This is a genomic window from Kitasatospora sp. NPDC001309 (assembly GCF_042896295.1).
Classification (GTDB): domain Bacteria; phylum Actinomycetota; class Actinomycetes; order Streptomycetales; family Streptomycetaceae; genus Kitasatospora.
Map to the genome: position 1 here is coordinate 297,134 of NZ_JBIAXC010000004.1, position 15,003 is coordinate 312,136.

At 74.2% G+C, this 15,003-nt stretch carries 11 protein-coding genes; 5 read left to right on the forward strand and 6 right to left on the reverse strand.

Annotated elements, in window-relative coordinates; genetic code table 11:
* The first annotated feature begins 263 nt into the window (after nt 1-263).
* From ACFY2K_RS06670 to ACFY2K_RS06680, 3 genes are all read left to right on the forward strand, one after another.
* The gene (locus ACFY2K_RS06670) at nt 264-1,640 is read left to right on the forward strand and encodes an MFS transporter (RefSeq protein ID WP_387709947.1); all 1,377 of its coding nucleotides are present in this window, start codon (nt 264-266) and stop codon (nt 1,638-1,640) included.
* 39 nt (nt 1,641-1,679) lie between these two features.
* The gene (locus tag ACFY2K_RS06675) at nt 1,680-3,038 is read left to right on the forward strand and encodes a cytochrome P450 (protein WP_380640095.1); all 1,359 of its coding nucleotides are present in this window, start codon (nt 1,680-1,682) and stop codon (nt 3,036-3,038) included.
* 63 nt (nt 3,039-3,101) lie between these two features.
* Entirely contained in the window at nt 3,102-4,073 is a 972-nt protein-coding gene (locus ACFY2K_RS06680; protein WP_387709949.1) for an L-tyrosine/L-tryptophan isonitrile synthase family protein, read from the forward strand.
* Here the strand turns inward: ACFY2K_RS06680 and ACFY2K_RS06685 are convergent.
* The 3 genes from ACFY2K_RS06685 to ACFY2K_RS06695 form a co-directional block, all read right to left on the reverse strand.
* On the reverse strand, nt 4,055-4,873 hold the full coding sequence (locus ACFY2K_RS06685; RefSeq protein WP_387709951.1) for an ABC transporter ATP-binding protein: 819 nt from the start codon (nt 4,871-4,873) through the stop codon (nt 4,055-4,057). The genes ACFY2K_RS06680 and ACFY2K_RS06685 overlap by 19 nt on opposite strands.
* On the reverse strand, nt 4,870-5,904 hold the full coding sequence (locus ACFY2K_RS06690) for a FecCD family ABC transporter permease (RefSeq protein WP_387709966.1): 1,035 nt from the start codon (nt 5,902-5,904) through the stop codon (nt 4,870-4,872). Before ACFY2K_RS06690 ends, ACFY2K_RS06685 begins: the two co-directional genes overlap by 4 nt.
* 87 nt (nt 5,905-5,991) lie before the next feature.
* Nucleotides 5,992-7,086, reverse strand: coding sequence for an ABC transporter substrate-binding protein (locus ACFY2K_RS06695; RefSeq protein ID WP_380532382.1), 1,095 nt, complete (start codon nt 7,084-7,086; stop codon nt 5,992-5,994).
* 219 nt (nt 7,087-7,305) lie between these two features.
* Between ACFY2K_RS06695 and ACFY2K_RS06700 the strand changes: the two genes are divergently transcribed.
* Nucleotides 7,306-8,058: a helical backbone metal receptor gene (locus tag ACFY2K_RS06700; RefSeq protein ID WP_380644439.1), complete on the forward strand. Its 753-nt coding sequence runs from the start codon at nt 7,306-7,308 to the stop codon at nt 8,056-8,058.
* A 57-nt stretch (nt 8,059-8,115) separates the two neighbouring features.
* Entirely contained in the window at nt 8,116-9,159 is a 1,044-nt protein-coding gene (locus ACFY2K_RS06705; RefSeq protein WP_380532384.1) for a transglycosylase SLT domain-containing protein, read from the forward strand.
* A 91-nt stretch (nt 9,160-9,250) separates the two neighbouring features.
* On the opposite strand, the gene ACFY2K_RS06710 is transcribed toward ACFY2K_RS06705, so the two are convergent.
* The 3 genes from ACFY2K_RS06710 to ACFY2K_RS06720 all read right to left on the reverse strand — a co-directional run bounded on the left by ACFY2K_RS06710 (nt 9,251) and on the right by ACFY2K_RS06720 (nt 14,597).
* A complete protein-coding gene (locus ACFY2K_RS06710) occupies nt 9,251-11,365 on the reverse strand; it encodes a hypothetical protein (protein ID WP_387709954.1) in 2,115 nt (704 codons plus the stop codon).
* Nucleotides 11,366-11,569: 204 nt separating this feature from the next.
* A complete protein-coding gene (locus tag ACFY2K_RS06715; RefSeq protein WP_387709968.1) occupies nt 11,570-13,159 on the reverse strand; it encodes a lipase maturation factor family protein in 1,590 nt (529 codons plus the stop codon).
* A gap of 361 nt (nt 13,160-13,520) precedes the next feature.
* Nucleotides 13,521-14,597, reverse strand: coding sequence for a GAF domain-containing protein (locus tag ACFY2K_RS06720; protein ID WP_380395852.1), 1,077 nt, complete (start codon nt 14,595-14,597; stop codon nt 13,521-13,523).
* Nucleotides 14,598-15,003: the final 406 nt, after the last annotated feature.

Genomic DNA, 15,003 nt, shown 5'->3' on the forward strand with positions numbered 1-15,003 from the left:
CTGACATCCAACAGTCGGCGGCCGACGACCGACGACCGACGGCGAACAGATGACAGCGAACAGATAACGGATAACAGATGACAGATTTCGAACTCTGTCATCTGTTATCCGTCTGCTGTCATCTGTTCGCCGCCGACGCCGCGACGGCCTCCGCCGAAAAATCCCCCAAGTGTTCGGAACTGGAGCCCGCCCGCCTCCGACTGCTGTACCGGACGCCGCCGCCGAGGCGGTGCCGGTACGGCAGCGGGGAACGGAGGACCTTCATGCGAGCGCAACGCCCCTCGGCCACGAACGACCTGACGGGCCATCAGATCGAACCGGTGGACCGGTGGAGCCTGGTCGTGGCCGCAGGGATGCTCTCGTTCGTCGCGATGCTCGACATGAACGTGGTCAACCTGGCGCTCACCGACCTGGCCTCCGGCCTGCACGTCTCCGCCGGGGTCGCGCAGTGGGCCGCGCTCGGCTACCAACTCCCCCTGGTGGCGCTGCTGTTGCCGGCCGGGCGGTGGCTGGACCAGGTGGGCACCCGGCCCGCGCTCCTGCTCGCCGTCAGCTGCTTCGCGGCCTGCAGCGTGCTGGCCGCCCTTGCCCCGTGGGCGAGTTGGCTGATAGCCGCACGGCTGCTGCAAGGTGCCTTCGGGGCCGTCCTGTTCGTGCTGATGCCGGTCCTGGCCGCGACCTCCGTCCGGCCCGAGCTGCGCGCGCGGGCGATGAGCGTGCCCGCGACGCTGGGGCCGCTCGGCGCCGTCACCGGCCCGGTGGTCGGCGGCCTGCTGCTGGACCACTTCGGCTGGCGGGCGGTCTTCCTGGTGAAGCTGCCAGTCTGCCTGGCCGCCGTACTGATCGTGCACCGCCACGCCCCGCGGCGCGGTGGGCTCCGCCTGCCCGACCGGGGCTCGCTCGGCGACGCCGCCCTGATCGGCGGAGCCGTGGCCGCCGTGCTGCTCGGGCTCACCCTGGCACCCACGGCCCCGGCGTGGCTGCTGCTCGCGCTGCCCGCCGTCCCCCTGGTGCTGCGGTGGCTGCGCCGCCCGGGCGGGCGGCCGGTCGCCGAGGTGCTGCGGGCCGCCCGAACGACCGGGGTGAACGCCTCGGTGCTCGCGCTCGCCGCCGGCTTCGCGGCCTGCCAGTACCTGCTGGTCCAGCAGCTGCGCGGCCCCCGGGACGAGAGCGCCACCGCCACCGCGCTGACCATGCTGGCCTTCCCGCTCGGCATGGTGCTGGCCGGCCGGGTCGGCGGTCGGCTGGCCGACCGCTGGGGCGCCCGGCCGACGGCGCTCACCGGCGCCGTCGTCACCACCTGCGGCCTGGCCTCGCTCATTCCGGTGGGCGGCGACTGGTCGGCCCTCGACATCGCCGTCCGGCTGGCCGTCGCGGGCGCCGGCATGGGCCTCAACGGCGGCCCGACCCAGGCCCTGGTGATGACCGCCGCCCCGCCCGGGAAGCTCGCCACCGCCGGCTCCGCCGTCCAACTCTCCCGCAGCCTGGGCTTCGCCCTCGGCCCGGCCCTGGCCACCGCCGCCGCCCTGGCGGGCGACCGCGCCACCACCGGCACCCACGCGGGCATCGCCCTGGCCACCGTGGCCGCCGCCACCGCCGTACCGCTGCTCGCCCTGCACGGCCGCCGCCCGCGCGCGTAGGGCCCCCGACACATCCGCCCCCTCGGAGGAAGCACACCCATGACCGACACCGCACCCATGCCCACCACGTCCGGAACCGGGGCGCAGGCCCCGGCCGAGGCCGAACCCCCGCGCTGCCCGTACGGGCACGACCGGCTCCCCAGTCCCGTCCCGCTGTACGGCGAGGCCTACAAGAGCGACCCGTACCCGCTCTACGCCCGGATGCGCGAGGCCGGGCCGGTGCACCGGGTGGAGTTCCCGAGCGGCATCCACGCCTGGCTGGTCACCGGCCACCAGGCCGCCCACGCGACCCTCAACGACCCCCGGCTCGGCAAGAACCACAGCCTGGGCAACGAGAACTGGCGCCGGCTGGCCTCGATCATGCCGGAGCCGCAGCACTCCCAGCTCCAGGTCCACCTGCTGCACCAGGACCCGCCCAAGCACACCGTGATGCGCCGCCTGGTGCTGGACGCCTTCGCCCCGCGCCGGGTGGAGTCGCTGCGCCCGCGGCTGCGGGAGCTCGCCGACTCGCTGGTGGACGGCCTGCCCGCCACCGGCGGCGCCGACCTGGTGGCGGGCTTCGCGGCCCACTACCCCTTCCGGGTGCTGGCCGAAGTCATCGGCCTGCCCGCCGAGTTGGCCGAGCGCTTCGACCGCGACTGGGGCAAGGTGGTCCAGCCGGTCGGCCCGCAGGACCCTGGCCGACCGGCGTACGAGGCACGGCTGCGCGGGCTGCAGACGTACATCGCCGAAGTGGTCGCCCGCAAGCGCGCGGACTGCCGGGAGCCGGGCTGGACCGAGGCCGAGGACCTGCTGGGCCGGCTCGTCGCCGCCCACGACGCGGGCGAGTTGAGCCGCGAGGAGCTCGACTCGATCGTGTTCCAGCTGCTGGTCGCCGGCCAGGAGCCGGTCACCAACCAGATCACCACCATGCTGATCACCCTGCTGCGCCACCCCGAGCAGCTGGCCGCGCTGCGCGCCGGCCTCGACGAACCCGGCCGACTGGCCCGGGCGGTGGAGGAACTGCTGCGCCACGACGCCGCGTTCGAGCTCACCACCTGGCGCTTCTTCGCCGAGGACAGCGACCTGTTCGGCACCACCGTGCCGGCCGGCGACTCGGTGATCGTCTCGCTCTGCGCCGCCAACCGGGACGACGCGCAGTTCCCGGAGGCCGACCGCCTCGACCTCGACCGCACGCCGAACGCCCACCTCGCCTTCGGCCACGGCATCCACTACTGCCCGGGCGCCGCCCTGGCCCGGGCCGAGCTCCAGATCGCCGTCCACGCCCTGGTCGGCCGACTGGACGGGCTGCGCCCGGCCGGTGCGCCCGGGGACGGCCTGGACGAACTCGCCTGGATCCCGGCCGTCCTGGCCCGCGGGGTGAACCGGCTGCCGGTCGCCTACGACCGGCGCCGCTGAGCCCCCCGCCCCTCGCCACACCCACCGACCAGCCCTACCCGCCGCCCCCGGAGGAGATCCATCATGCCGCCCGTCGGCACCGCCACCCTCGCCACCAGCGCCCCCGGTCAGCCGTCGACGGCGCAGCTCGCCGCCCGCGTCCTCGGCCTGCTGCTCCCGCACCGCCGCGCCTCCGACCCGGAGTTCGACGCCCGGCCCGAGCACTTCCCCTTCCAGCTGGCGCAGTTGGCGGACTTCATCGCGGCCGGTGAGCCGATCGTCCTCACCCTCCCGGGCTTCCCCTGCAAGTCGCCGAACCCGGCCAAGGTGCTCGGTCACCTGCCCGACGAGGGCGAGCGGCTGTCGCTGACCTTCCTGGACGGGCTCTGCCGCCGGATAGCCCGGATCCACCCGCCCGGCGCCCGGATCCTGATCTGCTCGGACGGCCACATCTTCGGCGACCTGATCGACGTCCCGGACCACCACATCGACGAGTACTCCGACGAGTTGACCGCGATGATCGAGCGCGAGGGCCTGCGCCACCTGGACACCTTCGACCTGCGGGCGGTGCTCGGCGACCTGCCGTACGACGAGAAGCGCGCCCGGGTGCACGCGCGGTACGCGCCGAGCGTCGAGGAGTTGCGCGAGCAGGTGCTCACCGAGCAGGAGACCCTGCGGCTCTACCGGGGCATCACCCGCTTCCTCACCGAGGACGCCGTGAACTTCCCCGGCACCAGGTCGGCCCTCCAGCGGGAGTGCCGTCGGCGCGCCTACGGGGTGATCCAACGCAGTCGCGCCTGGGGCGAGTTGATCGCCGAGCAGCATCCTCGGGCGGTGCGGCTGTCGATCCATCCGCAGCCGGCCGGGGCGCCCAAGTTCGGCATCCGGCTGCTCGCCGCCGCCGACGCCTGGATGACGCCCTGGCACTCCGCGGCACTCCACCGGCCGGACGGCGGCTGGGAGTTGCTGCGCAACGAGGAGGCCGCGCGGCTCGGGCGGCCGGTGCTGCGCGACGGCCGTCCGAGCCACTACGAGGGCTACCCGGCCAGGCCCTGAGCCCCGGACCGCCGCGGCACAACGGACCCAGCCGGGGCGCGGTGGTCGAAGGCGATCAACGGATCCCCGGTCAGCGGGTGTTCGACCACCGCGGCCCGGACGCCGAAGACCTCGGCCAGCAGCTCCGCCGTCAGCACCTCGCGCGGCGCCCCGGAGGCCACCAGGGCGCCGCGGTGCAGCACGTGCAGCCGGTCGCAGACCGAGGCGGCGGCGTTGAGGTCGTGCAGCGCGACCAGGGTGGTGCGGCGCTGCTCCCGCAGCAGAGCGAGGAGTTCGACCTGGTGGCGGACGTCCAGGTGGTTGGTCGGCTCGTCCAGCACCAGGACGTCCGGCTGTTGGGCGAGCGCGCGGGCGAGCAGCACCCGCTGCCGTTCACCGCCGGAGAGCTGGGCGAAGCGGCGGTCCGCGGCCCCGGACATGCCGACCCGGTGCAGGGCCTCGGCGGTGATCCGGTGGTCCTCGGGGTCGTCGGCCGCGAACGCCCGCTTGTACGGGGTGCGGCCCATCGCGACGACCTCGCGCACGCTCAACTCGAAGTCCCCGCCGCGTTCCTGGGGCAGTGCCCCGATGTGCCGGGCGGACTCGGCGGGCCGCAGCTCCGCCAGGTCCCGCCCGGCCAGCAGGACCCGGCCGGCGCTGGGCCGCAGGTGCCGGTAGACGGTGCGCAGCAGGCTGGACTTGCCGCTGCCGTTGGGCCCGACCAGTCCGGCGATCTCGCCCTCCTCGGCGACCAGGTGGACTCCGGCCACCACGGTGCGCCCGGCCAGGGCGACGCTCAGGCCCTCGACGGCGATCCTCAACTGCGCTCCAGTCGTTGGTCCAGCAGGTAGAGCAGGGTGGGGGCGCCGAGTACGGCGGTGACCACGCCGATCGGCAGTTCCTGGCCGTCCAGGGCGGTGCGGGCCACGGTGTCGACGACGACCAGGAGCACGGCCCCGATGAGGGCGGACAGCGGCAGCAGGCGCCGGTGGTCGCCGCCGACGAGCAGTCGGCAGACGTGCGGGACCATCAGCCCGACGAAGCCGATCGCCCCGGAGACGGCGACCAGCACTCCGGTGAGGACGCTGGTGACGACGAAGACCTCGCGGCGCAGCCGGGTGACGTCCACGCCGAGTCCGGCGGCCGTCTCGTCCCCCATCAGCATCGCGTTGAGCCCGCGGGCCCGCGCCTGGAGCAGGGCCAGGCCGAGTGCCACGGCGGCGACGGGGACGGCGAGTTGGGACCAGACGGCGCCGCCGAGGCTGCCCATGAGCCAGAACAGCACGCCCCGGGTCTGCTGTTCGTCGCTGGTCTGCAGGACGAGGTAGCTGGTGATGCCGCCGAGGAACTGGGCGATGCCGATGCCGGCCAGCACCAGGCGCAGGGGGGAGAAGCCGCCGCCGCGCCGGGCCATCAGCCAGACCAGGGAGAACGCGGCGAGCGCCCCGGCGAAGGCGGCCAGGGAGACGGTGAGGCCGAGCCCGCTGCCGAGGGAGAGTTCGAGCCCGAAGGCGGTGCCGAGGACGAGGGTGGCGACCGCTCCGAGGGAGGCTCCGGAGGAGATGCCGAGCAGGTAGGGGTCGGCGAGCGGGTTGCGGACCAGGGCCTGGACGGCGGTGCCGACCAGGCCGAGTCCGGCGCCCACCACGGCCGCCAGCAGGGCGCGTGGGACGCGCAGTTGCCAGACGATGAGGTCGCGGGTGCCGGGCTCGGGGGCCCGGCCGGTGAGGTGGTGGGCGACCACCGACCAGACCTCGCCGGGCGGGATGTCCACCGAGCCGAGCGAGACGGCGGCGGTCAGCGCGAGCACCAGGGCGGCGGCGAGCGCGGCGGCCAGCGGCCCGGCCCGCAGGGTGCGGGCCGGGCGCCGGCTGTCCGGACCACGGCTGTCCGGGCTCCGGTTGTCCGGGGCCTCGGCGAGGTCGGCCGAAGTCACCGCCTACTGCCCGTTCTTGACGAGGTCGGGGTGGACGGTGGCAGCGATCTGCCGGACGGCGTCGGCGTTGCGCACACCCGCGATGGTGGTCACCTCGGAGCCGAGCCGGACGAAGTGCCCCTCCTGGACGGCCTTGAGGCCCTGGGTCGCCGGGAAGCCGCGCAGGAACGCCTCGGCGTCGTCGAAGGCCTTGCGGGTGTCCTCCTCGCTGCCGCGGTTGCGCACGGCGAGCTGGATCCAGTCGGGGTTCTTGGCCACCACGTCCTCCCAGGAGCCGGGCTTGAAGTCGGCGTCGCAGTCGGCGAAGACGTTGCGGGCACCGGCCTGGGTGATGACGGCGTTGGCCACCTGCCGGCCGCAGACCGCGACCGGCTGCTTGGTCCCGGCGTCGAAGTCGAAGACGAAGTAGCTCGGCCGCTTGTCCTCCGGGACGGCGGCGAGCGCGGTGCGGACCCCGCCGATCTGCTTCTCCATCCCGGTGACGAGTTCCTCGGCCCGGGCGCCGGTTCCGGTGACGGCGCCGAGGCGGCGGATGTCCTCCTCGATCCCGGCGAGGTCGGTGCGCGGCGCCTTGGCGGCCTTCGGGGTGCCGGCGCAGGCGGTGGAGAGCAGGTAGACGTGCTGGATGCCGGCCGCGGCGTACTCGGCCTCGCTGGGCCCGGTGGCGCCGCCGCCCATCATCGGCATCGCCCCGAAGGTGTCGACGTAGAGGTCGGCGCCGGAGCCGAGGAGCTTCTCCTTGGGGATGGTCTTGTCGCCGAGCACCGGGACCTTGGCGCCCTGCTCGGCGAGCGCGGCCGGCAGGGTGCCCTTGCCGGGCGGGAAGCCGGTGCCGATCACCCGGTCGCCCGCGCCGAGTTGGAGCAGCAGCTCCAGGCTCGACGCGTTGCTGGTGACGATCTTCGTCGGGGCCTTGGCTATGGTCGTCTCCTTGCCCGCGCAGTCGGCGACCGTGACGGGGTAGGCGGCCCCGGCGGGGGTGGCCTGGGCGGTGAGGGCGGCGCTGCCACCGCCACCGTTCCCGCCACCGCCGCTTCCGCAGGCCGTGGCGAACAGGGCGACGGCGGCCGCGATACCGCAGACGACGCGAGGGCGCATGAGGACTCTCCTGGTCGGTGATCGTGCTGAGGGCCCGCGCTGCGGACCCGGACCAGGTAGTCGGGCGGGGTCCGCACCGGGTTCCCGGGACTTCCGGGACTTCCGGGACTTCCGGAGCTTCCGGAGGCCCCCGTACCCAGTGGTCGCGCATAGGGTGGCCGGGTGGCAGACCTCACCGACCCGCGCGACGACCTCGGCCTGCCCGTACGGCTCGGGCCGCTGCCGCCCCGCCGGGTGGTCTCGCTGGTGCCCTCGCTGACCGAGGCCGTCGCCGCCACCGCGCCCGGCCTGCTGGTCGGCGCCACCGACTGGTGCAGCCACCCCGCCGAACTCGCCGTCACCCGGATCGGCGGCACCAAGAACCCGGACGTGCCGGGCGTCCTCGCGCTCGGCCCGGACCTCGTGATCGCCAACGACGAGGAGAACCGCCGCCCCGACCTGGAGGCGCTGCGGGCGGCCGGGGTTCCGGTGTGGGTCACCGACATCCGCACCCTGGACGACGCCTTCCGCTCGCTGGACCGGCTGCTCACCGTCGCCTGCCGACTGCCGCGCCCGGCCTGGCTGGACGAGGCGGAGGAGGCGTGGCGGGACGTCCGGCCGAGCGGTGACCGCGGCCCGCGGGCGGTCGTGCCGATCTGGCGCCGCCCGTGGATGGTGCTCGGCCGCGACACCTTCGCCGGGGACCTGCTGCGCCGCCTCGGCCTGCGGCTCGTCCACGCCGAGCACCCCGAGCGCTACCCGGCCGTGCCGCTGCCCGAACTGCTTGCTGACCGGCCGGACCTGGTGGTGCTGCCGGACGAGCCGTACCGCTTCACCGCCGAGGACGGCCCGGAGGCCTTCCCCGGCATCTCGGTCGCGCTGGTCGGCGGACGGCACCTGACCTGGTACGGGCCCTCGCTCGCGGAGGCCCCGGCCGTCCTCCGGCGGGCGATCGAGCACCCGTTCGTCCAGGGGGAGACGACCGCACCATAGGATGACCGCCACTCGCCGGGATCACGGGATCACCGGCGACGAGTGGGGGGACCACCAATGAAGTTGCGCACCACCCGGCGGGCCACCGTCCTGGTGTCGGCCGTCGCCGTGTCGACCGCCGTCCTGGCGGGCTGCGGCACCGAGAGCGGTGACAAGCACCCGAGCGCCGGATCCGGCACCACCCTCACCGCGGCCTCCGCCGCGCCGACCGACACGTCGAGCGCGAGCCCGCCCGCGAGCACCACCCCGACGCCGAGCGCCTCCGCCTCCGCGAGCCCCGACGCCTCGCACAGCCCGAGTGCCGGCCCGAGCAAGGCCGCAAAGGCCTCGCCCACCACCCAGAGCGGCAACGCCCAGAGTGGGAACGCCAAGGGCAGCGGCGGCACCGCGGCCGGCGCGCCCGCCACCCAGCCGCCGGTCGAGAAGCCCGCCATCCCGGCGCCCGTACCGACCGCCAAGCCCGGCGCCGTCGCCCTCCCGGCACCGCCCGCGCCGCCCGCCGGCCACGTGCCCCCGGCGCAGAGCGGCTGCCAGCCCAGCAAGCCCCAGCCGGACGAGGCCAAGCCCGCGGTCGCCGCGGCGCTCACGACGGCCGCCGGCCAGTCCCGGGTGCTCAACCTCAGCTCGGGCGGCACCGACAGGCTCCCGCCGCTGCCGGTCAACCTGGTCAAGGCGATCGCCTGGCAGGAGAGCGGCTGGCAGTCCGGCATCCTCGCCTGCGACGGCGGGATCGGCACCATGCAGGTCATGCCCAACACCGTCAGCTGGATGAACGGCAAGTACGGCACCAGCTCCGACCCCAAGACCCTCACCGGGAACGTCCAGCTCGGCACCCAGCTGATCGACTGGCTGGTCGCCTACTACGGCGACTCCTCCTTCGGCGGCAAGTACGACCTCTCCCCCGACCCGGCCACCGGTAAGACACCGCTGCTCGACCTGGTCATCTCCGCGTACAACGCGGGCGCGGGCAACGTGCACTACACCACCGTCACCGACCCCACCTCGGGCGAGGTCGTCGGCAGCCTCGACATACCGAACCCGAAGTACGTCGCCAACGTGAAGGCGCTGATGGCGAGCCAGCCCTGGAACAAGGCGGGCTGACCGCCCCTTCGCAGCAGGACCGGCAGACACGGCGCAGGGCCCGGGACGCGATCGCGTCCCGGGCCCTGCGTGTCCGGCTGCCGCCCGGACGTCAGCCGCGCGCGGCGGTGACGGCGGCGCCCAGCGCCTCCTTGATCCGGGGGCCGAGGCGGGCGAAGCCGAGCTCCTTCATGGCCGCACGGAGCAGCTCCTCGTCGCTCCGCCCGGTGCCGTCACCGTCGATCCAGCGGACGACGGCGAGCAGTTCGTCCGCCGAGTAGGCGGTCACGGGGCGACCGGGGGTGAAGTCCGGCTTCGCGGGACGGCCGGTGGCCGCCTCGGCGACGGGCTCGGGCTCGGGCTCGACGTCGACGGCCGGTTCGGGCTCGGGCTCCGCCTCGACCACGGCCTCGACCTCAGGGGCCACCTCGGCGACGACCTCGGGCTCGACCTCGGCGACGGCCCCGACGGCAGGGGCCTCGGCACCTACGACCGGAGCCTCCTCAACGACCTCGACCTCGGCCACCGGCTCGACGACCTCAACGACCTCGACGGCAGGGGCCTCGACCACGGCCTCCGGCTCGACAGCGGGCTCCTCGACGGCCTCGACCTCGACGGCGATCTCGGGCGCGACCTCGACGGCGGGCGCCTCGGCAACAGCCTCGGCCTCCTCCTCCGCTACGGCCGGAGCCTCCTCGACGGCGTCGACCTCGATCGGCGACTCCTCGACCTCAGCAGCCTCGGGCTCGGCGACCTCAGGCTCAGCGGCCTCGGGCTCGGCGACCTCGACGGGTGCTTCCGCGATCACCTCCGGCTCGACGGCGATCGCGACCTCGACGGCCTCGGCCTCAACTTCGGCCGCGGCCTCGACCTCGGCCTCGGCAGTGACCTCGACCTCGGCGGCAGGCTCCTCGACCTCGACCGACTCTGCCTTCGCCTCGTCCGCTTCCTCCGCGACCTCGTCCGCCGTTGCGGCCTCGGCCAGGGCGGCGGTGGCGGCGGCCACCAGGTCGTCAGCGGCCGGGGAGGGCGCCGGGAGGGAGACCACGGCGACCGGAGCCTCCTCCTTCTCCTCCTCCACCGCAGCCGACTCGGCCTCGACGTCCGCCTCGGCCTGGAACTCGTCCACGGCCTCCGCCGAGGGGTCGGCGTCGGCCTCGACCTGGGCCTCAACCTCGGCCTCGGCCTCGGCCTCGGGCAGCTCGGTGTCCGTCTCCTCGGTGTCCAGCTCCTCGGCAGCCGGCTCCGCGACGACCGGCTCCGCGGCCGACGACCCCGCCAGCCCGTCCCGCTGCCCGCCCGCGAGCGCCTGCCGCGCCGCGTACGCGGCCTCGGCGGCGCGGCGGTCGGCCTTGGCGGCCGTGAGTTCGGCGAGCAGGTCGGCGAGGCCGGCCTCCTCCAGGGTGGCGCGCAGGCCGCGGATGGTGGGCAGGCGGTAGAGGGTGCCCTCGTCGGCGGCGAGGCGTTCGACCAGGTCGGCCAGTTCCGCGAAGGCGAGCCCGTCGAGGTCGTGCTCGGGCAGCAGTCGGGCGAGGCCGCGCAGGCCGGTGTTGATCGGCTCGAAGGCCTGGGCGGTGCGCTCGACCAGGCTGCCGTCGGCGGGCACGCGCGGGAGGGTGCCGGCGGGGGCGACGGCGGCCCACGCGCGGCGCTCGATCTCGGCGGAGGTGAGCGCCTCGTGCAGGTCCTCGCGGCGGACCTTGCGGTCGTGGGCGAGGGCGGCGGCCTGCTTGCGCAGCGAGCGGCCGCGCAGCCAGGACAGCTTGACGCCGTTCTCGCGGCGCCAGGTGCTGTCCGCGGTGGCGGCGGCGAGGGCGACGAGGTCGGCGTCGTACGCGGCGTCGGTGAGGGTGGCGGAGGTGCGGCGGACCCGCTGGAGCATCTCGACCAGCAGCGCGGTCTTGGCCACGGTGTCGGGCTCGTCCAGCTTGACCTCGGCGGCCATCGCGGTGACGGCTTCCCAGGTCTGCTGGAGGTCGCTGCCACGGAGTTCGGCGAGCGCGGTGGAGGCGGCGCGGGCGTCCTCGGGGGTGGCCACGGTGTCGACGGCCGCGTACCAGGCGTGGGTGTCGGCGCTGAGCGTGAAGGCCCCGAGTTCGGCGTAGCGGCCGAGGTCCTCGCGGAGGTCGGGCTCCGCAGCGGCGTCCTGGGGGTCCTTGACGTCTGCGGCGTCGGCGACGTCCGCCGGGTCGGCTGCGTCGGCGTTGCGCGAGTGAAGCACTGTCATGTGAGGTCCGGTTCTGGGCGACGACGGCGGGGCTGACGGCGAGGGGGCGGCGGCCCGGGTGCACGGGGCCCCTGGGGCGGGACCGGGGGGCGTGCGATTCGGGCCGCCGGTTGTGGAGGCCCAGAATACGGGTGCCCGTTCGAGCCTTGCACGCACCCACCGCCGGACGGACTGGTGTCGTATGCCGTACCGCCCGCCTGGCCGCTACTCGGGAGGGCCACCCGGGTGGCCCGGTGCTGGTCCGGACGGGTGGCCGGGGTGCTCCGTCCGGGGCGGGCCCGACGTGGGTGGAGCGGACCGTCGGAGCCGGTCGAGCGGGACGGTGCGCAGGCCGCGGCCGGGCCGGGTGGGCGGCGGGTGGTGGCCGGCCCGGCCGAGGGCGGCCAGGTCGACCGGCGCGAGGTAGGCGTGGAGCGCGGTGCGGTGCCACCAGGCGCCGGTTTCGCGCAGTTCGCGCCATCCGGTGAACCGGTAGAGGTGGAGGGTCGCCCGGACGTGGGTCGGCGGGGCGTCGGGGAAGGGGTTGTGGCGCAGCAGCCGCAGTGTCGCCCGGTCGCCGGCCAGCAGGCGGGCGACGAAGGGCAGGAACCAGGGCCGGGCGTAGGCGGGCGAGATGCCGGCGAACCACATCAGCCAGTCCAGGCGCAGGTGGTAGGGGGCGTACTGGCGCGGGAGGCGGCGCACGTCGCCGGGTTTGCCCTTGAAGCCGTACTCGCGCCAGACGGTGTGCGGGGTGACGACGGCCTCGTCGGTGCCCTCGACGACGACCTCCCGGCGCAGGCGGTTGACGCTGCCGAAGGCGCCGTAGGTGTTGACGAGGTGCAGCCGGTTGAAGGAGCGGTTCATCACCTGGCCCCGGGAGAGCAGGTTGCGCACCGGCCAGTAGCTGAGCACGAGGACGGCGGCGGTGACCGCCATGACCACCGCCTGGTACCAGACGGGGGCGTCGGGGACGGTGTGGGCGCGGACGGGCAGGCCGAGGCGGGCCGGTTCGACGGCGGCGAGCGTGAGCACGACGGTCAGCCAGTTGAGCCAGGCGAAGTTGCCGGAGGCGATCAGCCACAGCTGGGTGGCGATCACGGCGCAGGCGGCGCAGCTCGCGACGGGCTGCGGGAGCAGCAGGCCGATCGGGACGAGGAGTTGGACGACGTGGTTGGCCGCCACCTCGACCCGGTGCAGCGGGTCGGGCAGGTGGTGGAAGAACCAGCTGAGCGGTCCGGGCATGGGCTGGGTCTCGTGGTGGTAGCGCAGGCAGGTCAGGTCGCGCCAGCAGCTGTCCCCGCGCAGCTTGATCAGCCCGGCGCCGAACTCGACCCGGAAGACCAGCCAGCGCATCAGCCAGAGCACGGGGGTGGGCGGGGCGGTGTCGGCGTTGCCGAGGAAGGCGGCGAGCGAGCCCGCTTCGAGCAGCAGCGACTCCCAGCCGAAGGAGTACCAGGTCTGCCCGACGTTCACGATGGAGAGGTAGAGGGCCCAGAGCACCGCCCACACCGGGATCGAGGACCAGAGCGGGAGGGCGTCGCCGAGGCCGGCCGCCACTGCGGCGGCCAGTGCGGCGCCGGTCAGGGCGACGGCGGTGAAGAAGCGGTCGCTGTAGTGGAGGTGGAAGAGGCCGGGCGAGCGGCGGAACGGGACCCGGGCGGTGAAGCGGGGCACCGGGAGCATGCCGTCGGTGCCGATGAGGGCGCGGAACTGCGCGGCCGCGTTGAGGAATCCGATCAGGTAGAGGCCGGCGAGCAGGCGTTGGACGAGCAGTCGGCTCAGCCAGTAGTCGGGGGCGGCGAACCAGTCCATCCAGTCCATGCGGCCCATGCCTACCACCGGCGGACCGGCGGCGGACGGCGGCTCGCTGGTTGCGGCCCGGCCGGGACGGCGGGCCCTACCGGGACAGCGGGTCCGGCCGGGACAGCGGGTCCGGCCGGGACAGCGGGTCCGGCCGGGACAGCACTGTGGCGGGGAGCCTCTCCTCGGGGGTGAGAGGCGCCCCGCCACAGTGGTGGGCAGTGCGGGTGGTGCGATGGGCGGTGCGGTTGATGCGGTTGGCGCGGTTGGCGCCGTCGATACGAGTGGTGCGAGTGGTGCGAGTGGTTCGGTTGGTGCGGTGGCCGGTTGCGCCCGGGCGCCGTGCTGCCGCGCACGAGCGACGGTCGGCCGCTCAGCTCGGCAGGACGAGTCCGGTGCCGCCGGCGATGCCCGGTCGGCCGGTCGCGGTGGCCGCGCCGTTCTGCTGGAGCCGGTCGACCAGCAGGGCCGCCAGGGTGCCGAGTTCTTCCTCGGTGCGGGACTGGGCGGTGACGTCCATGCCGACGGTGAGGACGCCGTTGACCTGGCCGGTGCGCGCGGTCCGCAGCGGGGTGCAGGTGAAGCTGAAGATCTGCTGGATGCGCTGTGCCTCGGGACGGCCGGACTGGATCCGGACGTCGTTGAGGACGGTGGCCCGTCCGGTGTGGAAGGCCTCCGCGACGGCCTGCTGGAGGCCGGCCGCGCCGAGCTGGGGGTAGGCGGTGCCGATCGAGCCGTACGCCACCGGGGCGCCGAAGGTGTCGGCGTGCTGGGCGTTGGCGTAGCGGATCTCCTGGCCGGGGCCGTCGGTCAGCATGATGGGGAACGGGGAGCCGTCGAAGGCGGCGAACATCTCCTGCTGCTGGGCGAGCAGGTTGTCGCGCAGCCGGATCTCGGAGAGCAGCGCCTCGGCGAGGTGCTGGATGTCGCGCAGCCGCTCGCGTCCCCACTGCCGGGGTTCCCGGTCGAGGACGCAGACGGTGCCGATGACGGTGTTGGTGTCGTCCACGAGCGGGGCGCCGAGGTAGGCCCGGACGCCGAGTTCGTCCACGACCGGGTTACCGGCGAACCGGGGGTAGGCGAGGATGTCGTCCAGTGCGAGGGGTGAGCGCTGGGCGACCACGTGCGGGCAGAAACCGTGACTCATCGGCATCTGTCGGGTGGGGAGGTCGAAGGCGATGCCCCGATCCGCCCAGGACGCGCCTTCTTCGGCCGCCAGGTCGGAGGAATTTGGCGGAATGTAGAGCCCCCGGAACATCTGGCGCTCGTCGTTGATGAAGTTGACCATCGCGATGGGAGCGCGGGTGATGCTGGCTGCCAGGTGGGCGAAGCGGTCGAAGGCCTCGTCCGCGGAGGGTTCGTTGAGACCCAGGCTGCGCAGCCTGCGGGTCCGCTCGGATTCCCCGGCAGCACTCGGGAACTGGCCTTGAGTGCTCATCACATCAGTCATGGCGCACATGTAATCAGACATCCGGGCGCCGCGGTGCTACCGGTACCGGCCACCGACGTTGCTGATGGACAGTCAAAGCAGCATGTGAGCGACCACGGGCGCTCCGGCCGAGGGGGGAAGGTCAATCCCCTCCCGACCCCCTGGCAAAACCCGCCCCGAAGCGGACGGGCCGAATCCCGCCATTCCAAGATCCACTATGTATGGATCCCATGTGCCCATATGACAATGAGCCCTGCCGAAGACACGGACGGTAGTTCCCCGGGCCCCACGGGAGCGCCGCCCCTAGGGTCCGTCTTCAAACTCCCGTCGTCCGCCCGGAGGGCGGGCGGGGCGGCGTTGGGGTGCGTGCATCGCAAGGCGGAGGAGGGAGCCCAATGCAGCGCATTGGCGACCGACGACAACGCGG